The sequence below is a fragment of the Clostridium sp. SHJSY1 genome, assembly GCF_031626875.1.
In the GTDB taxonomy this organism is placed as follows: Bacteria; Bacillota; Clostridia; order Clostridiales; family Clostridiaceae; genus Clostridium.
Genome location: NZ_JANDMF010000057.1, coordinates 1 through 23,366, shown reverse-complemented (window position 1 = coordinate 23,366; position 23,366 = coordinate 1). Strand labels below are relative to the sequence as shown.

The 23,366-nt window shown below is 28.3% G+C and carries 15 protein-coding genes; 5 read left to right on the top strand and 10 right to left on the bottom strand.

Going from position 1 to position 23,366, the window contains the following annotated elements; all coding sequences use genetic code 11:
* Positions 1-66 precede the first annotated feature (66 nt).
* Positions 67-693: an HAD family hydrolase gene (locus tag NNC19_RS20135; RefSeq protein ID WP_310940490.1), complete on the bottom strand. Its 627-nt coding sequence runs from the start codon at positions 691-693 to the stop codon at positions 67-69.
* A gap of 186 nt (positions 694-879) precedes the next feature.
* Here NNC19_RS20135 and NNC19_RS20130 point away from each other — a divergent pair, with 186 nt between their 5' ends.
* The gene (locus tag NNC19_RS20130; RefSeq protein ID WP_310940489.1) at positions 880-1,698 is read left to right on the top strand and encodes a TerC/Alx family metal homeostasis membrane protein; all 819 of its coding nucleotides are present in this window, start codon (positions 880-882) and stop codon (positions 1,696-1,698) included.
* Positions 1,699-1,878: 180 nt separating this feature from the next.
* On the opposite strand, the gene NNC19_RS20125 is transcribed toward NNC19_RS20130, so the two are convergent.
* The 4 genes from NNC19_RS20125 to NNC19_RS20110 form a co-directional block, all read right to left on the bottom strand.
* Positions 1,879-4,146 carry a hypothetical protein gene (locus tag NNC19_RS20125; RefSeq protein ID WP_310940488.1) on the bottom strand — a complete coding sequence of 756 codons (2,268 nt, stop codon included), beginning with the start codon at positions 4,144-4,146 and terminating at the stop codon, positions 1,879-1,881.
* A gap of 323 nt (positions 4,147-4,469) precedes the next feature.
* Positions 4,470-6,200 (bottom strand): pectate lyase, encoded by a 1,731-nt coding sequence (locus NNC19_RS20120; RefSeq protein WP_310940487.1) that lies wholly within the window; start codon positions 6,198-6,200, stop codon positions 4,470-4,472.
* Positions 6,201-6,745: 545 nt separating this feature from the next.
* A complete protein-coding gene (locus NNC19_RS20115; protein ID WP_310940486.1) occupies positions 6,746-7,111 on the bottom strand; it encodes a hypothetical protein in 366 nt (121 codons plus the stop codon).
* 330 nt (positions 7,112-7,441) lie between these two features.
* Positions 7,442-10,672 (bottom strand): glycoside hydrolase family 9 protein, encoded by a 3,231-nt coding sequence (locus tag NNC19_RS20110; protein ID WP_310940485.1) that lies wholly within the window; start codon positions 10,670-10,672, stop codon positions 7,442-7,444.
* Between the two features lie 407 nt (positions 10,673-11,079).
* Between NNC19_RS20110 and NNC19_RS20105 the strand changes: the two genes are divergently transcribed.
* Both NNC19_RS20105 and NNC19_RS20100 read left to right on the top strand, forming a co-directional pair.
* Entirely contained in the window at positions 11,080-12,732 is a 1,653-nt protein-coding gene (locus NNC19_RS20105; RefSeq protein ID WP_310940484.1) for a M4 family metallopeptidase, read from the top strand.
* A gap of 261 nt (positions 12,733-12,993) precedes the next feature.
* Entirely contained in the window at positions 12,994-15,357 is a 2,364-nt protein-coding gene (locus NNC19_RS20100; RefSeq protein WP_310940483.1) for a M4 family metallopeptidase, read from the top strand.
* An 83-nt stretch (positions 15,358-15,440) separates the two neighbouring features.
* On the opposite strand, the gene NNC19_RS20095 is transcribed toward NNC19_RS20100, so the two are convergent.
* The 3 genes from NNC19_RS20095 to NNC19_RS20085 form a co-directional block, all read right to left on the bottom strand.
* Complete coding sequence (locus NNC19_RS20095) at positions 15,441-16,127, bottom strand: fructose-6-phosphate aldolase (RefSeq protein WP_310940482.1); 687 nt, start codon at positions 16,125-16,127, stop codon at positions 15,441-15,443.
* 15 nt (positions 16,128-16,142) lie between these two features.
* Positions 16,143-18,548 carry a glycyl radical protein gene (locus NNC19_RS20090; protein WP_310940481.1) on the bottom strand — a complete coding sequence of 802 codons (2,406 nt, stop codon included), beginning with the start codon at positions 18,546-18,548 and terminating at the stop codon, positions 16,143-16,145.
* Positions 18,549-18,757: 209 nt separating this feature from the next.
* Positions 18,758-19,507: a DeoR/GlpR family DNA-binding transcription regulator gene (locus NNC19_RS20085; RefSeq protein ID WP_310940480.1), complete on the bottom strand. Its 750-nt coding sequence runs from the start codon at positions 19,505-19,507 to the stop codon at positions 18,758-18,760.
* Positions 19,508-19,743: 236 nt separating this feature from the next.
* Between NNC19_RS20085 and NNC19_RS20080 the strand changes: the two genes are divergently transcribed.
* Both NNC19_RS20080 and NNC19_RS20075 read left to right on the top strand, forming a co-directional pair.
* A complete protein-coding gene (locus NNC19_RS20080) occupies positions 19,744-20,646 on the top strand; it encodes a glycyl-radical enzyme activating protein (protein WP_310940479.1) in 903 nt (300 codons plus the stop codon).
* 183 nt (positions 20,647-20,829) lie between these two features.
* On the top strand, positions 20,830-21,045 hold the full coding sequence (locus tag NNC19_RS20075) for a hypothetical protein (protein ID WP_310940478.1): 216 nt from the start codon (positions 20,830-20,832) through the stop codon (positions 21,043-21,045).
* Between the two features lie 78 nt (positions 21,046-21,123).
* Here NNC19_RS20075 and NNC19_RS20070 read toward each other — a convergent pair whose 3' ends face one another.
* Positions 21,124-22,305 (bottom strand): cyclopropane-fatty-acyl-phospholipid synthase family protein, encoded by a 1,182-nt coding sequence (locus tag NNC19_RS20070; protein WP_310940477.1) that lies wholly within the window; start codon positions 22,303-22,305, stop codon positions 21,124-21,126.
* Between the two features lie 292 nt (positions 22,306-22,597).
* The gene (locus NNC19_RS20065) at positions 22,598-23,287 is read right to left on the bottom strand and encodes a DUF1961 family protein (RefSeq protein WP_310940476.1); all 690 of its coding nucleotides are present in this window, start codon (positions 23,285-23,287) and stop codon (positions 22,598-22,600) included.
* Positions 23,288-23,366: the final 79 nt, after the last annotated feature.

Sequence of the window (23,366 nt, the reverse complement as noted above, 5' to 3'; positions counted from 1 at the left end):
TATCTTTCAAATTAATCAAACATAAAAACAGCTAAATGTAGTCTATTTTATACTTTATCCATTATCTTATTCAACAATTTTTAAGATATCTTCAAATTTATCAATTACATAATCATATCCTTCAACATCCCCAAATCCATATCTAGCATAAACAAAAGGAATTCCAGCTAACTTTGCCCCTTCAAAATCTCCTTTAGTATCTCCTAAATATATAGAATTTTTAAAATTATTTCTTTCCATAACAGCTTTAATATTTTCTCCTTTAGATAAACCTGTGTTACCAGAGCATTCAATATCCACAAAATATTCACCTAATCTATGTGCTCTAAAGAAACATTCTATGTATCCCCTTTGGCAATTACTTACTATGTATAGCTTATATTTTTTAGATAAGACTTTAAGTGTCTCCTCTAGCATGGAAAACAGCTCTCCACCATGTTCTTCTAAATATGATTCTTCTCTCTCACAACATTCTCTCATTAAATCTATTCTAATAGCTTCATCTAAATCAGGAAATAATTTTTCTCCTATCTCCTTTATTACTAAACCCATACAACCTTTTATATCTTCATATGACAATTCTTTTTCAATCTCTGGATATTCAGATATGGCTTCATTCCAAGAAACACATACTCCTTCTATAGAATTCCAAAGGGTTCCATCTAAATCAAATCCTATACTATCTAGCTTCATTTTCTTCACTCCAATCCTTATTCACTTAACAATACACAGTTCACAATAAACATACATTCTTCATTTCTATAATTTATTGTCAAATTTACATTGTTTATTAATCTAAAAGTTCTACATTATATGTAATAATTAAGGTTATACTATATTTAGTATGGCTTTAAATCTTATATAAAGGAGATTTTAATAATGACTACAAAAAAACACATAACTAAATTTTTAATAGTTGTCTTTATAGCTCTTATTGTTAATCTATTTATATGGTATTATTCAGGTCCTACTAAAGCACTTGAATTTCTTGGTGGATATATAATTGAACTAAGTCTTAGCGTAGATAATCTTTTTCTATTTTTGATGATTTTCTCAAGCTTTGCCATTAATGCTAAATATCAAAAAAGAGTTTTAACCTATGGTATTTTTGGAGCAATTATCTTAAGATTTATATTTGTTATACTAGGAATTGCTGTTATAAATCAATTTAAATGGTTATTAAATTTATTTGGTATACTTTTAATTGTTAGCGGTTTCAAAATTGTTCTAGGCAAAGAAGATGATGTATCTTTTGAAAATAGTAAATTAATTAAGCTTCTAAAAAAAGTAATACCTGTTACTGAAAAACTACATAACGAAAAGTTTTTTATAAAAATAGATAATAAGCTTTATGCAACACCACTATTCGCTATATTATTTTTAATAGAAGGCTCTGACTTACTTTTTGCAATAGATTCAATACCAGCAATATTTGCAATAACAACTGATCCTTTAATTGTATATTCCTCAAATATTCTTGCTATTTTAGGCCTTAGAAATTTATATTTTATTTTAGAAAAACTTCATAGTACTTTTGAATATGTTAAATATGGTATAGGTGCAATACTGGTTTTTACAGGTATAAAACTTGGTATTTCTTTTATGTATCATATACCTGTTGGGATTTCTATACTTATAATTATATCTATCCTTACAATTAGTGTCATAGCATCTATTATAATTACTAGAAAAAAATAATTTATCTCTTTACTATATATTATTTTATCTTAATTGTAATTAAAAACACATTGCTATTATAACACATTTTGTAGAAAATAATTTTATTTATATATTAACATATCATATAATCTTCAATTAATTAAAAAGCAAGATTTCTTTGTTATAAGTAAATCTTGCTTTTTCCCAGATATCTAGTCTTTATTTATATATTTCAGGTTTCATACTACTTATGTTGTACTCTGCTATTCTAACTCCCAAATAATATGAATCATCATTATTATTATATCCATATTCAACTTTGAACATGTCTGTTACACTCTCTTTAGGATTATATGCAAATTTTTCATCATAAACCACTTCTTTTTTTCCTAAAGAAAATAAAACTTTATGAGGTTTTACTCCTACATATAACTTTAAATTATTAGTATTATCCTGGCCATCATACCTATTTAATGGAAAATTGTTATCATAAACATCTAATACTACAATATTAGGATTCTTAGAATCTGTTCTCATTGCATATGCATTTATAGCATGTCCTGCGTCTGGTCTTATTACATTAATCAATGTTATTTTATTGTTTAATAAATCACTTTCTATACTATCAAGAAATTTTTTAGCATTACTTGTAGATTGGCTTGTCCCATCAATACCCATCTTATTTTTCAGCCCCATTGCAATACCTCTATTTCCAACAAATATTTTATCAGAATAATTATTTGCAACATTATCATTACTAAGCTTCCAATAATATCCCATCATCTTCAAAACTTCTATGTCTTTATAATTATTTTTATACTCATCAATATTAATATCATGTTTTTCTAATACATATTCTGATCCATCTAATTTAAAGCTAGTTATTGTATTAGTATTAAAAAGCTTATCATATTTAGGATTTCTCAAATCATAACTATATTCTTTATATGTAGCTAATCTTTTAATGGGTATTTTATTATACATTAATGCTGTGTAGGTTGCAAAACCTTGGCAATTTCCTCCTTTATTTATTCCAACTGCCTGTTCTTCAGTATGGAAATTAGGAAACGAAGGTGCATTCTTATATACAGAAAAAGGAGTTTTCACATTATACATTTTCTTAAAATAATTTTCTTCATATGGCAAATTATCAATACAAACAACTTCAGCTTGAGTATCATTTTTTTTATCTATTTTTTTATCTATCTTGCAAGATTCTGTTAACAAAGAGTTTAAAGTTCCATTATATTCTTTAAAATTAATTAACTTTAATCCTTGAATATCATCAAAATTTTCATTATCAAAGCTTTCTGTATATTCACTTAGTAATTCTTGCGCTTTTTCAAGTATTGGCACCACTAATTCAACAAATGCTTCATACTTTATAGGATTAAAACCTTTTAAATATACATTAGTTTTATCATTGAAAACATAATCTTTACTTAAATCATCAGTTGTTATATTTTTAGAATCCAAAAAATTATCTTTATAATATATTATTACATCATCTCTTACCACAGAATCTCTTTCTTCTGAAGTTATACCTTGTAATTCTAATCCCCATAAAAGTATTTGTCCTAAAAATGTATCTTTATATTGTTCACTATTAAATCTTATATAAAGGAAATTATTTGTTTCATTTATGTCTAATTTTTTATTTTTTTCAATATCCTCTTTAACAACAATAGGTAATGTAGAATCACCATTTATATCCGCCTCAATTGAATTTCCAGTAACAGAATAGTCATCTATAGAAAAATATTCATTTGTATTGCTATTAAAATAATAAGGCTTCACATTTTTCTTATCACTTACTTCACTGAAATCAACAGGAAAAGTTACTTTTCCTTTATAATTAATAACTGAAAAAGGATTATTTAAAATTTTTGTGCCATTTTTATAAGTGATTTTGTAATGATTAATTATAAAATCATTATATGAATTCAAATCACTAGTTTCTAATTTAATATCTGTTCCCTCTTCTTCAAATTTTAAAGGTTGCACCTTATATTTTAATTTGTTAAAATATGATACTTTTTTATCTATATCTAGATTCAAGTTAACTTTTGAACCATCTGAAAACTCATCTCCAGCAGTAGAATATTTTTTTGGATCACTACTATATATATTTAATTCTGCTTCATCTGATATTCCATCACTATCTGAATCAGGATTATACGGATCTGTTTTTATTTCTATTTCCTTTGAATTATTTAGTCCATCACTATCATAATCCTTGTCCATATCTTCCTTAGAAATTATTTCTTTATAAGACTTATTTGGTAGTGAATCTGATTTACCAACCTTATCAACATATGAACTAAGTTTCTTTTTATAGTTTTCTTCTGAAATATAAGAATAAATTTTAAATATACTTATAATTGCAATAATAAAACATATAAATTTAATTAATCTTTTTTTCTTTTTACGCGTTTTCTTTAGTCTCTTAACTTCCTTATGTTCTTCATTTTTTGAGTTTTTCTTCACGCATAAACCTCCTTAGTATTCATTGTATATTCAAAAAAAGTAATATACATTTATAAAGTTTACAGGGAAATTCGCATTTTTTCAACAACTTTTTCTATATAATTACAAATCGTAATTCTTTCAAAAAATACTAGTCGAATTTGCAAGTATATTGTCTTTAGATATGATTACAAAGGAATTGCTTACACTCAAATCTCCACAAATTTAAATTTAATAAAAACGACTACAAAACTTATAGAAAAATAATTTTAAAAAAGGGCAGTGTTTTCATTTAATTAAAACACAGCCCTTACCTAATTTAATCTATCCTAAGTAAATATGAATTATTTAATGCTACTTCCACCAATAGACACTACACTAGAAGTATAACTCTTAATCTTACTCATCAATGCAGCATTTACATTATGATCAGTATCATCAGTCGCAGTAAACTTCCAAGTGAAATCTCCTCCATTAACTCTTCCTGCATAATTAGTTACATTAGTTTGAACATTAGCAGGATCATCTGGAGTGTACTTATACATTGTACTGCTAGTATCAAAGTTATTATAAGTATGTCCACCAGCTACTGTTTTATATGAGCTTGAAACTGTTTCATTTCTTGTCTTTGCTAAATAAGCATCAAATTGTGTAGCATTATCATTAGCATAAACAAGTCTTGTTGCACCAACTATTTGATTATTGTACGCTTTGATCATACCTCCATCTTCTCCTGAAAATCCTCCTTTTGCAACTTCAGCAATATCAGATCCTTGTAATGAACTTAGCATTGGTTCTTTACAATTTCTAAATGAATTTGCTTCTACAAAAGCTGAAGAACCTTTTGTTACACCAACACCATATTTTGAGTTACCATCAAAGTAATTATTATAAACATGAACTGTACCTACTCTTATACGAGGATGTCTTGAATCTGAATGATCAAACCAATTATGGTGATATGTTACATGGAAATCTGCTGTATCAGACATTCCACAAAGTGAACATTTTCCTGAATCATAATAATGATTATATGAAAGTGTAATATAATCTGATAATTTTACATCTGTAGATCCATCACCTTTAACTTGGTCTGCATCACTTCCTGCTGCCCCATAGAATATGTCATTGTTGTGAACCCATATATTTTCATTACCAGTATCTAATGATATTCCATCATCTGGGAACATCATTAGACCAATATTTCTAATTTCTACATTATGTGCATCTCTAACAAGAATTCCCCATCCATAAACTGTAGCATCTTCTCCAACTCCTTCAAATGTAAGATTATAACATCCTTTTACTTGTAAATATCCTGAGCTATTAAGGCCACTAATATCAGAAGATTTTATTTCTCCTACCATACGTATAATAAGTGGTGTTTTATCATATCCTTTTTGACGTTTTGCTAAAATATCAACAAGTCCTTTACAAGTAGTTTTAGTCCCTTTAGCATTTGTTACAACATCAGCTGTTACTGTATTAACAGTGCTTGCTGTTACATATACTACTTGTGCATTACTCGCTACAGTTCCATCATTATTATATCCTCCTGACCCTGTCTTCATTGGTGATTGTGGTGAAAATGCAAATCCTTCTCTAACATGAGCTTTAACATCAAAATTCTTTGTTACTGCTTCTCCAGAAGAACTTTCTTGCCCATTTACTATAGGAACTATCTTCATAACATAACTACCAGCTGATAGTCCTACTGCATCTGCTCTGAAATATGAATCATATTGTCTGATTAACTTATCATCTAGCTTCTTATATGTAGAATCCGATGCATTTGTTGCCTTATAATAAACATTATATCCAGTAGCTCCTTGAACAGCACTCCATTCTACATATCCTGATTCCAATGCACCTTTATTTTCTAGTATAGATACCTTACTTGAAACATTCATTACAGCCTTAGCTAATTGTAATGAAGCTTGTATACCAGAACTATTGCTTGTTGTAGCACTAGTATTAACTATTGGTATTGCCACTATTGAAGAAGCTAAAGTTGCTGCTAAAACTTTCTTTGATATTTTTCCAAATTGTCTCTCTTTTTTCAAATTTCTTTTCATTTAATATTCCCCCCAGAATTTTTCTATGTAAATTTAAAATTTTGCTAAATATATTGTTAAAACTACAATTGTATTTATAACTGTATAAATTATAATATATCTAACACTTTTATTATTATAAAATTTGTAAAGGTTGTCAATAAAATTCTGACATTTTTTATATTTAAATGTAATTTTTTTGATTTTATTACTTAGATTAGATTTCTTACAAAAAACTTTCTCATATCTTTACAAATATCCATATTCCTTCAATCGAAAAGTTATTGACAATTGATTCTAGTATACTATTATTAGATGGTTATGTAGTATCATATGTTTTTTTATTTTAATGTTATTTTTCTAGTAATAGCATTAATTTAGTACATTATACTATTATTCTTTTAACCTTTTATCCATTTTCTAATTCTTCAACCACTTGTATACATTTAGTTTCCTATTCTAACTTTACCTTATAACTTATCTATTAAAATTATTCAAAAAAAATGTGGTGAAATTTGCTTTATACAAATTTCACCACATTCTAATAACTTGATATAGATCTTTTACTAAATAACAGGTGATCCAATAGTCATCTCTCCATTTTCCAGATTAATATCAAAGAACCACCCTGAATGAGGAGATTTCTTTGCAAATTCATCTATGCCTTTACAAGCTACTCTATCATAATCCGCTAAGTACCAAAATTCATAATGTTCAGGGACACCTACTTCAAAAACTTTTTCCCCATCTAATTTAATTCCATATAATAGATCCCCAGCTTTCCCTCTAGTTAATAAAACTAAAATATTGTTATCTATGGAAACGAAAACATTTTCTATATTTTGAATAAAATAAGGAATTCCATTAAAATCATATATTAAACTATTGTTTTCACAATCAAAATTTAAATTACTGTTAATACCAACAAACAAATTATTTCCCTCCCTGTTGAAATTATGAAAATATAACTTTTTTCAACTTGATACTCTTTACTTAATTTTATATCAATGCAATATTATTATACCCATAAACCTCTACTGAGTTCTTCTTTATTTAAACTATATATATATATTATTCTATATGCTGGACAATCAGCAATTTTTTAGTATTTCCACACCTCTTTTCCTCATCATAATAAGAAGATCAAAACATCTTTTCCCATAATAAATAGTTTAATTATATTATAAAACTATTTTCATATTTATAGCAACAAAAAAATCAGTCAAAGTATCAATCTTCGACTGATTTTTTAAATATCAATTCTATTTTTGTTCTGGTTCGACACCACTTATTACAACACCATTATACATCAAAACTATATTATCATTATTTTTGAAAGAATAATCATTTTCTTGATTAAACATAGACCAATCTGTATTGATAAATCGTGTTTGGCATTCAATTGTAGCTCCAGAGCCTAATGCATAATTTAAATCATTAAATGAAATTTCTAAATAAGTATCTGCATTTTCTGTTGTTTTATCTAACTTAAAGAATTCTCCCTTTACATTATTAGTTGCATCTACATACCAAGGTGCTGTTTTAAATATTATACTTGCATGATCACTGAAAAATTTTTGTTCAGTTGAAGAATCACTTTTGAAATAATAACGGATTTTAGCCTTTGATAAATCTATATTTTCACTTCCTGTATTAGTTATTAAGAAATTAGTCCCAATGGTATTAGTAGTTACATCTCCTGTACTTTTTGTTATATCTAATTTAAAATTACTATTTACAGGATATTTCACCTTAAGTTCAACTGGTTCACACTCTCTTGTACTTCCATCTTTTAAAGTTGCTATAGCAGTTATGTTTACTTTAAAAATCCCTCCTAATTTAGACTCAGTTGAAACAGCATATTTAGCCACACAACTACTTCCTGTGGATTCTCCTATTTTATTACCATCTGCATAAACTTCTATTTTTTTAATATCAGAATTAATATCAATAGGTTCTACATCAATTTCAGTTTCTGTTTCCCCAGCTGCTACATCCAATAATTTGTCTTTATCACTAATATTTATTGTTGCTACAGGTGATGGTTTAATCTTATAAATCACATTTATATTTACATTACTACTTACAACAGCTTTTCCTGTTGTTGTAATAGCTTTTGCTGTTAATTTAATATCTTTATTGTAGGTATTAAGTTCTGCATTTTCTGGAGTATATTCAATAGTAAATGGTGATTCTTTTACTTCACCAATTTTTTTATCATCTGCATAGAATTCTACATGATCAATTTTTTCATCATTAGCTTGTACATTTGCAAATATGTTTATTGGTGTTTTACTATCACCTGTATAATCTATTACAGTTTTATCTATTGGAGATACAATACTTATACTTGCTGCTTTTGCCGGTTCTATTCCAAACACCTTTTCATTGCCTAAATATACTGAAATATTATCAGTTTTTGTTGCATCTGTTGTTGAAAGTCCAATTCTACTCCAATCATTACTCGGATCCCAATGGGTTATATAATTTGAATCTTGCGCTGCAACTAATGCAAATTGAAGTTCTCTACTTCCATGAAAGCTATCTCCACTCCAATCTATATCAATATAATAGACTCCATTTTCTTCATCATATGCATATGGCCCTCCTATCTTTGTTTCAACTCCATCCTGTGTTTTAGCTTGGTCATACATAACTTGTACACTTAAATCTTTAATTGATTGTCCTGCTTTTTGCATTTCTGAAATATTAAAGAAATATCTAGCTTTTAAATTTGATACTTTATGAGGTGGATTTGCTGTATCATTATTAACTTGAACTGTTACTTGAGTTCTTTCCTTATTTTCTTGTTCAACTTTTGCATTAGTATAAAATGGTATTTTATCTTCTTCTTTTGGTGGAAAGTTTGCGTCTGGTTCTTGTCCTTCTCCATATATTTCATAAAGTCCTGCTAACGCCCCAACAAAAGCTGCATTATAATCAATAGCTACCTCATTATAAACATAATTAGTTCTAACATCTTCATGGTGATCATTGAAATCTGGACCTCCAACTAATGCTCCCCATAAAGTATGTTTTGATTCGACTGGATTTTCCATGCTATTAGTTGTTGATCCATGTGATGCTCTATGATGTGGGTATTTAGCTGAATTTTCGGAATATCCAACTTCATAACACCTATTTAAAGGGTTGTCTCCTAAAATGTAATCCATTTGTGACTTTGCCCAATCAGTAAAACCTTTATTTGGTTTATACTTATTATATACAAGAGCACAAAGCTGAGCTGCAGTATTATATCTAGCAGACCCCCAAGTACTAATTACTTTAAAGTTACCTGGGGTTGGAGTTAGGTAAGTATTATCACTTGAATCTTCATGTGAAACTCCTGACCAATATTCAGTATTCCATCTAAAATAATACCAATGTTTTGGATTATTTGTTATAGGTGCAAGTTTAGCAAATACTCCACCCCAAACTGTATCCCAAGAATGTACCCAAATATTTTGCCACGAACTTTCTTTAGAAGTTATAATTTTTTTCATATATCCTGTATATTCTCCATTTTCATCAACAGATGTTATATCATTAATATATGAATTTTCTCCAGTAGCAATATTTAGCCAAACTGCTGCCCAAGAAAGTTCATCTTCATCTCCGCCCGAATTATAATATCCTCCTGAGAAACCAAGTCCTCTATTATTTTGTGCAAATTTGTACAATGCCTTTGAAGTATCTAAACATTTATTTGCATAATTTATATCAATATCTTTAAAATTTAAGTAATTTATTGCAAGAGATGCTGCTGCACCTGCACATTGATCACTTGCTGGCGTTTCTGATGTTGCAAAGAATGCTGGTCTATCTGTGTTTTGTAATTCTGGTGATCCCCAATAACAATGATCTGAATTTCCATCACCTACTTGATATGCAAAAGCTATGACATTTCCATCTTTATCCCTAAATGTAGACCTCAAGAAATAGTCATTAAACCATCTTAAAATTTCTTCAATATGATTCTGTTCTCCAATCTTAGCATAAGAGTTTCTAAATTCATTATACCCCCAACCCAAAGTTGCTGCTGAATAACTCTGAGGAAGTCCAAATTTCACATGATCTCCTGCATCATGGTATCCTCCACTTAAATCAACACAACCATCTTTATCAGGATCTAATGTATCCCTATTAGCATCAATAAATTCTTTAGATAAATTTGTTCCTTTCCCATCATTTTCTCTTGGTATAAGTGGAATTTTAGCATCATCTAAATGACAATCCCCTCTATAGCTAAGCCTATCATTTCCACTTACCGCTCCACATTTATTGGCATCATAAAAATACATTGATAATTGAAAGGCTTTTGCATAATTATATGGTTCTTTTGTTTCTGTGCTATTTTCTTCTTTAGCTTGTTGCACTTGGCTTTTGTAATCTGATAAATTTTTTGCTTTAGCTGGCTTAGTAAAACCTACTACAGAAAAAATAGGAACTACCAATAAAAGTGCTATATGACTTTTGATTTTTTTACAACTCATAAAATCTCCTCCTTTTCAAGTAAATTATACTATTTTATAAAATTATTTTTTCTAATTTATCCTAACAGAGCTATTTCCAACCTTATTTTTGACACTTTACTTAATTTAAGAATTGAATTACCTAAATAAGGAGATTTTAAAATCACATCTTAATAAATTATATTTTTATATATTATAACAAATACTGTTTCATTAAAATTCAAGAATTTTGAGTCAATTTTATTAATAAGCTTAGATAAATTAAGTGTATATACACTTTTTTTGCATTTAAAATAGTTTTATTGCAATATTTCAAAAAAAATACAACAATAAAATAATTCTATTGACTTATTTGGTGATTAATGTAAAATTGTAATAACAGTTGCAACTGTAATTATATTACATTTTCACTTTGGGGGGTATAGAATATGAATAAAAAGGTTTTATCACTAATTATAAGTTCTGCTTTAGTTTTGTCATTTGTACCAACTGTAGCTTCAGCTGCTACTACAAATGATGCTAAAGAACAAATTTTACAAAAACTTGAGAGTTTTAACGATAAAAAACTTAAATATGATATAGATTCATCTAAAGGCGAAGTTTTTGTCTCTGGTAACTTATCTTCTAAGAAAATACAGAACAATGATGACGTAGTTAATTTTATTGATGAAAATAAATCTCTATTTAATTTAGATAGTGTTCAAAATGAATTAAAAGTTGAAAAATCTGAAACAGATTCACTAGGATTTACACATGTTACAATGGATCAATACATTGAAGGATTACCAATTAAAGATAAAAAAATCTCTCTTCATTATGATAAAAACGGACAAGCTACTAATGTTACAGGGGATGTAGAAAATAAAATTTCAACTATTTCAAAACTAGGGAATAAATCTATTTCATCTGATGAAGCTGTAGAAATAGCTAAAAAAGAGTTCAAATATACAAAATTAGCCTATGAGCCTGTTGTAGAAACAATAGCATATATTAAAGATGGACAAGCTTACAAAACTTATAAAGTTAATATTAAATTCTATGAACCTAAAATAACTAACTATGATGTTTATGTTGAAGCTTCTTCAGGAACAATTATAAATAAAGAAGATAAAATTAGATATGACGGTGCCACAACAGGAACTGGATTATCTGTAGATGGAACTACAAAACCACTCAACCTTTACTTATCTTCTGGGAAATATCAATTTAAAGATACAACAAGGGCTAGTTCTGGAAGTCAAATATTAACTTATACAGCAAATAACAGAGAGGTTGAACCAGGTACTCTATTTACTAGCACAACTAAAACCGTTAGTTCAACTTCTGCCAAAGCTGCTGTCAGTGCCCATTACTACGCAGGAGTTGTATATGATTTCTATAAAAACTTATTTGGTAGAGTTAGTATAGATAATAGAGGTATGAATCTTACATCTACAGTTCATTATGGTAGTGGTTATAACAATGCCTTTTGGGATGGTTCTCAAATGGTTTATGGTGATGGTGATGGTGATCAATTTACTTATTTCAGTGGAGATTTAGATGTAGTTGGACATGAAATGACTCATGGCGTTACAGAACGTACCGCAAACTTAAATTATTCATATCAATCTGGTGCATTAAATGAATCTATGTCAGATGTATTAGGAGTGCTCATTCAAACTTATGATAAATATAATGTTAAAAACGGTGGTACTTGGTCATTTAATGCCTCTGATTGGGTAGTTGGAGATCAAATATATACTCCAAGTATACCTGGTGACGCTCTAAGAAGTTTAGCTAATCCAACATTATATGACCAACCAGATAATATGGGTGATTATTATAGCACAAGTTCAGATAATGGTGGTGTTCATACTAATTCAGGTATTCCAAACAAAGCAGCTTATTTAGTAGCTAAATCTATAGGAAACGAGAAAACTGCAAAGATATACTATAGAGGATTAACTACTTATATGACATCAACAACTAACTTCTCTAAAGCTAGAAAAGCTTTAGTTCAAGCAGCTACTGATTTATATGGTTCAAGTAGTGCTGAAGTAAGTGCTATAAATAATGCATTTACTTCTGTTGGTATAAGCTAATATATTTAAATTAAACATAATAAATAAAAAGTGGCATTAAGAGTACTCATTAATTCTCTCTTAATGCCATTTTTTACAAAAAACATTTTCTTAAGTTTGAATTATTAAATTCTAAAAATTATATCGTTTTCTTAATAAAATTAAAAATAATATTTGTTTTACCACATTTTAACTTGACTTCATTGCAACTTATTGTAAAATTGGATATAACAGTTGTAATTGTAAATCATTTACACATAATAAATAAAAGGGGGCACTATTATGAATAAGAAAGGATTATCACTACTTGTAAGTTTAAGTCTTACATTTTCTTTATTGCCTAATGTAGCATTCGCTACTACCAATTCAGAAACCACTCAAAACTCTGAAGGGCAAATTTTGCAAAAATTTAAAAGCTTGAATGGAGATAAACTTAAATATGATGTTGATTCATCTAATGGCAAAGTTTTTGTTTCAGGAAATTTATCTCCAAAGTCAATAAAAAATAATTCAGATGCACTTAATTTTGTTGATGAAAACAAAGCGCTTCTAAATCTAAATAATGTAAAAGATAATATTAAAGTTGAAAAGTCTGAAAAAGATTCATTAGGATTTACACATGTTAAAATGGCACAATATATAGATGGATTGCCTATAAAAGATAAAAATATAATTTTACATTATAACAAAAATGGACAAGCTACTAACATTACAGGTGAAGTAGAAAATAAAATATCAACCATTTCAAGCTTAGGGGATAAATCATTAACAGAAAATGATGCTGTTGAAATTGCAAAGAAAGAATTTACTTATAATAAATTAGCATATGATCCTAAAGTAGAAACTATAGCTTATATAAAAGATGGACAAGCCTATAAAACTTATAAAGTTAATATAAAATTCTATGAACCAAAAATAACTAACTATGATGTTTATGTGGAAGCAACTTCAGGAACTATCTTGCGAAAGGAAGATAATATTAGATATGATGGGGCCACAACTGGTACAGGAATAGCTGTTGATGGAAGTACCAAACCTCTTAATATTTATTTATCTTCTGGAAAATATCAGCTTAAAGATACTTCAAAAGCCTCTTCTGGTAGTCAAATACTAACTTACACTGCTGATAATAGACAGGTTGAGCCAGGGACTCTAATATCAAATAGCTCTAGTACATTTAACACTACTAAATTGAAAGCTGCTGTTAGTGCACATTACTTCGCTGGAGTTGTATATGATTTTTACAAAGATTTATTTGGCAGAAATAGTATTGATAATAATGGAATGAATTTAGTATCTACTGTTCATTATGATTCAAATTACAACAATGCTTTTTGGGATGGATCTCAAATGGTATATGGAGATGGTGATGGAACTACATTTACTTATTTAAGTGGAGATTTAGATGTTGTTGGACATGAAATGACTCATGGTATTACAGAACGTACCGCAAACTTAAATTATGAAGATCAGTCTGGTGCATTAAATGAATCTATGTCTGATGTACTTGGAGTATTAATACAAACTTATGATAGATATAGTGTAAAAAATGGTGGTACATGGACATTTAAAGATTCAGATTGGGTTGTTGGTGATGATGTGTATACCCCAAATACTCCTGGAGATGCTTTAAGAAGTCTAGCTAATCCAACACTATATGATCAACCAGATAATATGAGTAATTATGTAAATACAAGTTCAGATAATGGCGGTGTTCATACTAATTCAGGTATTCCAAATAAAGCTGCTTATTTAGTTTCAAAATCTATTGGTAACGAAAAAACAGCAAAAATTTATTATAGAGGTCTAACTGAATATATGACATCAACAACTAACTTCCTTGGTGCTAGAAATGCACTAGTTCAAGCTGCTACTGATTTATATGGTTCTGATAGTGCTGAAGTAAGTGCAGTTAATGATTCATTTTCAACTGTAGGTGTTGGTTCATCATCTTCTACCGTTAAAGTAACAGGAATTTCATTAGACAAAACTTCAGCTACAATTGGTATTGGAAGTGCTGTAACTTTAACACCAACTATTACACCCTCTAATGCTACAAACAAATCTGTTACTTGGTCAACTAGTAATTCAAATGTAGCAACAATATCAAATGGTATTGTTACTGGAAAAACAGCTGGAACTGCAACAATAACAGCTACAACAGTTGATGGTAGTAAATCTACTTCTGCAACTATTACAGTTTCTGACAACACTACGCCAAGTACAACATCAATTAATGAAGGCTTCGATAAATTGATTGGTACAAGCAGTAGCATAATTTCAGGTATTCCAACAGGTTGGAATTTCTCATCTGGTTTAGGCGTATACACTACTAATGGTAATTATGGAAAGTCTGCCCCATCACTAAAATTTTTATCTGATGGAAGCCGATTAACTACACCTACTTTTAATTTATCTAAAAATGCTACTTTATCATTCTGGCTTAAAGGTAATAGCACTTTACTTTCAGATTTGCTAATAGAAGAATTTGATGGTACTAATTGGTCAACTGTAGCAGATTTAAGTAATTTGCCTACCACAGGAACAACAAAAACTTACACTTTGGATTCAAGTACTAAACAAATTAGATTCACTTTCTCTAAATTCTGGGGCAATCTAGCTTTAGATGATATAAAAATTCAATAATATTATTTAATCTTAATTATAAAAAATGCCTTACTACAAATAGTGGTAAGACATTTTTTTAATTAAACCTAGCTATCATTAATCTACATATTTTCCAAATCCACTATAGATGTTTTCCCAAATATACTTTCCCAGTCAGATATGAAATCATCAACAGCTTTTTGAATAGCTGGCATTTCTAATGCGTCTCTTAAAATTTCAGGTGCCATAGTTGCTGTTTGTGCCCCAAAACTAAAGGAATCATTTACTTGTCCTATATTCTTAAAACTTGCAGCAAGTATTTTTGTCTCATAATTGTATTTTTCAATCATGTCTGCAAAAGCTTTTATAACTTCACCAGGATTGATATTCATGTTTTCCATTCGGTTAAAATATGGTGCTATAAAGTCTGCTCCTGATTCCATAGCTAAAAATCCTTGTGCTTTTGTATAAATTGCAGTTGCAGTTACAGAAACACCTAATCTTTTAAGTACTTTCATAGCTTTTAACCCTTCTGAATTAACCGGAATCTTAATATACACTTTATTATCTATATTGTCCAAAATTGCTTTTGCTTCTTTTAATATTCCTTTACAATCTTTTGCAACTACTTGAATATGAAGAGTTTTTTCCATCCCTATTATTTCACGAATTTTTCTAAAATGATTGAAGAAATCAACTTTTCCTTCTTTTTTTAGTATGCTTGGATTACTTGTAACCCCTGTTATAGGAAATATCTGATTATACTCCTTAATTAGTTCTATATTTGCTGTATCTAACATATACTCCATTTTATTTTCTCCTTTTTATAAAACTTGTTCTGTTCTTTCAATTATGTCATCTTGTGTTTGTTTTGATAATACATTAAAGAAGGCACTATATCCTGCCACCCTAACTATCAAATCTCTATAATTTTCTGGATGCTTTTGTGCATCTATAAGTGTATCTCTAGATACCACATTATATTGTACATGGAATCCTTCTAAGCGATTAAAGAAAGTTCTAATTAATAAAATTAACTTTGCCCTATCTCCTTGTTTAGCTAACATTTGTGGTGTAACTTTTTGATTTAATAATACACCTCCAGTAATATCATGCGTTGGTAATTTTGAAACTGACTTAAATACTGCTGTAGGTCCATTTTGATCCATTCCGTGGGATGGAGAACAACCTTCTGCCAAGGCTTCTCCAGCTTTTCTTCCATCTGGAGTTGCTAATGTTCCAGCTCCTTGTGGAACATTGGCTGATATTGAAGATGTCCCTGCATAGTAGCATCCTCCAATTGGGCCCCTGCCATATCTAGTGTTTTTATATTTTTTTATTTCATCAATATAGATATCATATGCATCTCTTAATAATAAATCTATATAGTCATCATCATTTCCATACTTAGGTGCATCATTAATTAATATATCTTGAATTTTATTCCCCTCTTCTCCTTCAAAGTTATTAATCAATGCATTCCATAATTGTATGGTTGTAATGCTATTATCTTCAAATACACATTTTTTTATAGCTGCAAGAGAATCTCCAAGGTTTGCAATTCCAACTTGTAAATCACTAATAAAGTCATACACTGCTCCACCTTCTTTTAGATTTAATCCTCTCTCAATACAGTCATCTGTTAATGCTGAACAGAGTACATCTGCTGTAACCTCTTCTATAGCTAAATCAACTGCACTATCTATTACTACACAATGTCTTGTGAATTCACGTATAATCTTATCCCAAGCATCCATAACGTCATCAAATGAAGTCATATCTTTAAAATGACCTACACCTTCACAAAGCTTTGTACCTGATTCTATATCAACTCCATCATTTAAAGCAATTAATAAAGATTTAGGAAAGTTTAAGAAACTCATTCCTGTACATCTATATCCCCATTTTCCTGGAACAGCAACTTCAACACAACCAATTGCACTATAGTTATATGCATCTTCCTCTAACACTCCTTTTTCTATAAATGATGGAATTATTACCTCATCACTATTAAAAGCTGGCATACCAAATCCTAATCGTACTACTTCAATGCATTCCTTCATGAAACCATCTGATAATCCTTTATGATATCTTACTGTAAGGTTTGGCTGTGGTAATTTTGTTTGTGCTACACTCTTTAAAATTAAATAACTCAATGAATTAACTGCATCTTCTTTATCAATAGTTTGTCCGCCAACTGTAACATTTTGATACAATGGACTTCCTGCACTAAAGCGAGTATGTGACCAACTTCTTATTTTATTTATAGTAAATGTCTTAAGCCAAAGGTTAGCTAAAATTTCAGTAGCACTATCTTCATTAATTTTGCCTTTTTCTAAATCTTCTTTATAAAAAGGATATAAATATTGATCCATCCTCCCATAAGATAGTGAATGTCCATTCGACTCAATTTGTAAAATTAAATGCACTAACCATAATGATTGTACTGCTTCATGGAATGTTTCTGCCGGATAGTATGGAACCTTATTTAGAATTCTCGACATTTCAAGCAATTCTGCTTTCCTTGAAGGATTTTTTTCTTTTTCTGAAAGTTCTAATGCTAAATCTGAATAACGCTTTGCAAACTCTTCCACTGCATCAAGTACTATTAAAATTGCTCTATAAAAATATGACTTCTTTAAATTTCTATAGTCAGTAATATCTAATTCTTTTAGTTTCTTTTCTGTTCTTTTCTTATAATTTATTAATCCAAACTTTAATACTTTTTCATAATTTACAGCTATATGAGCATCACCAGAAGTAATATTTCCTTCAGCTTTTATAATTCCTAAATCATAGAAAATTCTACTTTCAGCAGGTATTCCTGCAAGACCTCTATCTTTTAAGGTTTTATGTTCCCAAAATGGTGCTATTTTTCTTAACTCTTCTTTACTCTCCTCATCAATATAAAATATATCACCATCACGTTTTTCAAATTCATCAAGTTCATCCACAACCCAATCCATTGCATATTCTGGAAAAATAGGTGCTGAACGATTGGATGAAGCTTGGTTACCTACAATTAATGTATCTTCTTCAATAAATATACTCATATTCTTTAATATATTTTCTAAACATAATGCTCTACGTAATACCATAGGTTTATCAGCATGATATTCATAACTCTCTGTCATAAGCTTTGCTCTTTCTACACATACCCTAGACTTTGTATTTAGCAATTCTTCTCGAAAATTATGCATTCTTTTAGTTAATTCTCCAAAATAATTCATGGATTTGCCTCCTTCATTTTAAACGCAATAAACTTTCATTTGAAATTTTTCTTTTTACATTTACATCTCTATTATAAGCTTTTTGTTTCATTTGTCAATGATTTTAATTTCATTTGAAACTTTTTTTCTTCAAAACAAGAATCACTATATGCAAAAAATATACAGACTCTAACCATTAGAATCTGTATATAAAAATTTTACTCTTTTATTTATATATTTATAATTTTAACCTCTACATTTTCATTCTTTAAACTTTCTAAAATATCCTTTGGAATGTTAGTATCTGTAATCAAACAACTTACTTCTTCAGTCTTAAATTGAGATACTACCCCTCTTTCTGAAAACTTTGATGATACTGTCAATATTATCACCTTATTAGCACTTTCAGCCATAGCTTTAACTGTTTCAGTCCTCATTAGATTTTTACCAGTAAAACCCGTTTTTAAATTATATCCATCAGTTCCTACAAATAATTTATCAACAAAAAAATCTTTAACAGACTTTCTAGTTAATGGTCCAACTACTACTTGAGATTCTGGTTGATAATCTCCCCCTAACAGGACTACTTTTGCATTACCACTTCTAATATGAGAAGCTATAAAAGTTGAATTGGTAATAATAGTTACATCTTTTTTATTATAAGCAAGCTCTTCTGCAAGAAGTGCACAACATGACCCTGATTCAATCATAACAGTTTCTCCATCATTTACAAGTTTACCTGCTAAATTTGCTATTTTTCGTTTTATATCATAATTAAATGCTAATCTACTGCTTATATCATCACTTGAAGTCATTACAGCATAACCGTGCTCACGTTTTAACAATCCTTTTTCTTCTAATGCCACAAGATCTTTTCGTATTGTAACTTGAGATACATTTAAAATTTCTGCTAATCTACTAACTTCTATACGTTTATTTTTATTTACAATTTCAAGAAGATTTGTATATCTATTTGTCACAACTAACGCCTCCTACTTTCTAGATATAAAGATAATTATAGCACAAACCATTAATAAAATGAAATAATTATATTTCGAATAAAACCAATTAGTCTTTCACTTTATTGTTTTTATATAAAATTTTTATTCAAAATTCATTTGAAACCTTTATTTATTTCTAATGAAATATTTTATTTACATTTTATTTTTTTTATGCTACTATTCAATTATAAAAATTATGAAAGAAAGTGATTTAAATGAATGGTATAAAAGCATGTATCTTTAACATTCAAAAATTTAGTATTCATGATGGTCCTGGAATTAGAACTGTAGTATTCTTCAAGGGCTGTCCATTAAGCTGTTTATGGTGCTCAAATCCAGAATCTCAAAATCCTAAAATACAAGTTCTATGTGATGAATCAAAATGTAAATATTGTCTTCACTGTATAGATAATTGTTCTAAAAATGCTATTTGTTTAAATAATGGTCATATTGAAATAAACTCAAAGAAATGTATTTCTTGTTTTACTTGTAGAAATTCATGCCATAATAAAGCTATTTCTGTAGACGGTGAATTTTTTACTCTTCTAGATGTTATTAAAGAAATTATGAAAGACGAAATGTTTTATGAAGAATCTAATGGTGGTGTTACTTTATCTGGTGGTGAAGTATTAATGCAACATGAATTTGCATCAAATCTTTTAAAATTTTTAAAAAATCAAAATATACATACAGCAATTGAAACAACTGGATATGCCTCCAAAGAAATATTCTCAAATTTCATAAATAATGTTGATTTATTATTATTTGACATAAAACATTATGATAGAGAAAAACATTTTAAATCTACAAATGTATATAACGATTTAATTATAGAGAATTTAAAATTGGCTATAATTAAAGAAAAAGAAGTTATCATTCGTATTCCTGTTATCCCCAATATAAATTCAAATTTAGAAGATGCTAAAGGCTTTTGTGAATTATTGAAATCAGTTGGAGCTAAAAAAGTAAATCTGCTTCCATTTCATCAGTTTGGCCAGAGGAAATATAATCTTCTAAATAAATCTTATGTTTTTAAAGATGTGAAACAGCTTCATGACGAAGATTTAATAAGTTATCAAAATATTTTTATAGAAAATGGTTTAGATTGCTATTTTTAAATTTCTTTATCTTTATAATGTTAATTAACTAACTAATCTCTTCATTTCAGTCAATATATTACACACATTAATAATTTAAATTAGGCAAATAATATTTATATAACTAAATTTTAATTGTTTTATTTAGTTGAGATTTAGAATATTAGCATAAATCTAATAATTATTATGTTAGGAGTGATTAAAATGAGTAAAAACAAAAATTTTACCAAAGAAATTCCAGGAGATTATCCTATATATGAAATACCTGATATTAATTCATCAGGTCCTAGCGATTCTGATATTAAAATATATAAAAGACTGTATCTGCAAAACTCAAAAGCTGATTATCCGCCAAATGAAGAGAGTATCGAAAAAGCAAATGGCTTAAAAAGCCTACAACATCCAACTTCTCATACATAAAATATTTAATTTTAAAAAAAGGCTCATATTAATTATGAACCTTTTAAATAATTTTTCTAATAATTTCAAAAAAATATTTTATCTATATAAATAATCTCTTGTCATTTCTAATTTATTATTATTTCCTTTTGAGAATAATATTTGATGTATATCAATCATTCCATTATGAAAAGATGCTGCGCAAGCACTTAAATACAACTTCCACATCCTAACAAATTTTTCATCAAACATCTTATTAATTTCAGTCAAATGGTTATTATAATTTTCATACCAACAAAGTAATGTTTTTTGATAGTGTCTTCTTAGACTTTCTACATCTAATGTATAATAATCTAAATCTCCTGAAATATTCATTATTTCTCTTAGACTTGGTACAACTCCACCAGGAAATATGTATTTTTTAATCCATGGATCACCTGAAAATTCTCTTCTTCCACTAATAAAGTGTAATAAAAAAAGTCCTTTTTCCTTCAATACAGCATCAACATTATTAAAGAATAACTTATAATTAGCTCGTCCAACATGCTCAATCATTCCAACACTTACAACTCTATCAAATTTCAAATTGCTCTTTTTTAAATCACGATAATCCATTAATTCAACTTTCAAAAATTCCTCTAAATTCTCTTCTTTTATTCTTTCTTTAAATTTCAAATATTGTTGCTCACTTAAAGTAATCCCAACTCCATGAATTTTATATTTTTTTGCTGCTTCAATTAATAAATATCCCCAACCACAGCCAATATCAAGAATACTCATGCCTTCTTCTAATTGTAATTTTTTTAGAATATGATGAACTTTATTTTTTTGAGCTTCAAATAAGGTATCATTATTATTTTCGAAATAGGCACAAGAATAACTCATTGTTTCATCTAACCAAAGTTTATAAAAATCATTTCCAATATCATAATGGGAAGTAACTTCTTTTTTTTGATTTTTTTTAGATGTAGAAGAAAACATTAATTTTCCAAGCATTTTTTCATCTTTATTAAACTTGTCAAGTTTTCCCATTAGAATATCTAAAGCATCATATAAGTCCCCTTCTTCTATATCAATTATCTTGTCCATATATGCTTCTCCTAAAGCTAATGATGTGCTACTAAGCAATAGATTTTTGTCAATGTTACCATTTACTTTAATTACAAACTTTGAATCTCCTTTACCTACATCTATCATTTCTCCATCTTTAAATATAACTTTAAATGGAGTTTGATTTTCTTGTTTAAATAAATTCTTAATAACTGCATTTTCTACTGACATAAATTTCACCTTCCATTTACATATATTAATTTACATGTTTATAATAACACTATATTATATATAAACTCAAAATATGTAATTACTCGTTTTGTTCAATAATTGTATATATGCATTCAAGTACTCCTTTACATTAATAAAAGTACTAAGTTTTTTATCACTAGTACCTTTATTACTAATTTATCTATTATTTTATATCATATACTTAATTTTAATAAAAAAATTACAAATTGCCCAATTATCTTTTAACTGTTATTAAATATATCTTAGGTTTTTTAGCCATCCAAAGTTACTTCTATTCCTTCAAAATAGCCTCATATACATATAAATTTGAATAAATAGCTTCCATTGGTGCCATTTGCCTAAATCCTATCTTTCCATCTTTAATCACTTTCCCAAAATCAACACCATTATCCTCCCAGTCTAAAATTAATAAATCATTAATATAAAATTGTACAATCTCCTTATACTTAATTAATTTTATATGATAAGGTTCTATTACATTTTTTACTGAAGGAATTGGATCCGCACCCATTTTAGCTAAATGAAATCCATAACTTTTTCTTAAATTACATGTATTAAACATTCTCTCAGTAGGATATTTTCTTCTATAATAAGAAAGATGAAAAGCATTAATAGCTCCAGAATGATATTCTGGATAAACTCCATGCCTTTCAGGTAAGTTTTTAGAAAATATACTTTCTCCATTTTTACCTTTTGCAGAGAAAAAGAACATACATAACCCATATTCACTTTTAGGTAAAAAATCCCACTCTATAATTATTTTATCTGGAAAATCTATTGGACACCAAAATAACCAATGTGCATTATCTCCATAAACATCTGCATCTAACTTATTTTTAAGCACTATTCCTTCTTTAACAAAATTAACATCAACTTGTCCTTCTGCTACCCAATCCTTAACAGAATCCTTAGAATCAAAAATATTTTTATAAATACAACTACCTTGTTCAAAGTTTTTCATCTTTTATCTTTAGTGAGAGAGTGTATTGTAAGTACCAAACTCCCACTAAATCCTCCTTTCATTCTTACCATCCATTTTT

Bases quoted from the DNA above. Each gene is read 5' to 3' on its own strand.
- NNC19_RS20135 (WP_310940490.1), bottom strand. From the start codon at position 693: ATGAAGCTAGATAGTATAGGATTTGATTTAGATGGAACCCTTTGGAAT.
- NNC19_RS20130 (WP_310940489.1), top strand. From the start codon at position 880: ATGACTACAAAAAAACACATAACTAAATTTTTAATAGTTGTCTTTATA.
- NNC19_RS20120 (WP_310940487.1), bottom strand. From the start codon at position 6,200: ATGAAAAGAAATTTGAAAAAAGAGAGACAATTTGGAAAAATATCAAAG.
- NNC19_RS20110 (WP_310940485.1), bottom strand. From the start codon at position 10,672: ATGAGTTGTAAAAAAATCAAAAGTCATATAGCACTTTTATTGGTAGTT.
- NNC19_RS20105 (WP_310940484.1), top strand. From the start codon at position 11,080: ATGAATAAAAAGGTTTTATCACTAATTATAAGTTCTGCTTTAGTTTTG.
- NNC19_RS20100 (WP_310940483.1), top strand. From the start codon at position 12,994: ATGAATAAGAAAGGATTATCACTACTTGTAAGTTTAAGTCTTACATTT.
- NNC19_RS20095 (WP_310940482.1), bottom strand. From the start codon at position 16,127: ATGGAGTATATGTTAGATACAGCAAATATAGAACTAATTAAGGAGTAT.
- NNC19_RS20090 (WP_310940481.1), bottom strand. From the start codon at position 18,548: ATGAATTATTTTGGAGAATTAACTAAAAGAATGCATAATTTTCGAGAA.
- NNC19_RS20080 (WP_310940479.1), top strand. From the start codon at position 19,744: ATGAATGGTATAAAAGCATGTATCTTTAACATTCAAAAATTTAGTATT.
- NNC19_RS20075 (WP_310940478.1), top strand. From the start codon at position 20,830: ATGAGTAAAAACAAAAATTTTACCAAAGAAATTCCAGGAGATTATCCT.
- NNC19_RS20070 (WP_310940477.1), bottom strand. From the start codon at position 22,305: ATGTCAGTAGAAAATGCAGTTATTAAGAATTTATTTAAACAAGAAAAT.
- NNC19_RS20065 (WP_310940476.1), bottom strand. From the start codon at position 23,287: ATGAAAAACTTTGAACAAGGTAGTTGTATTTATAAAAATATTTTTGAT.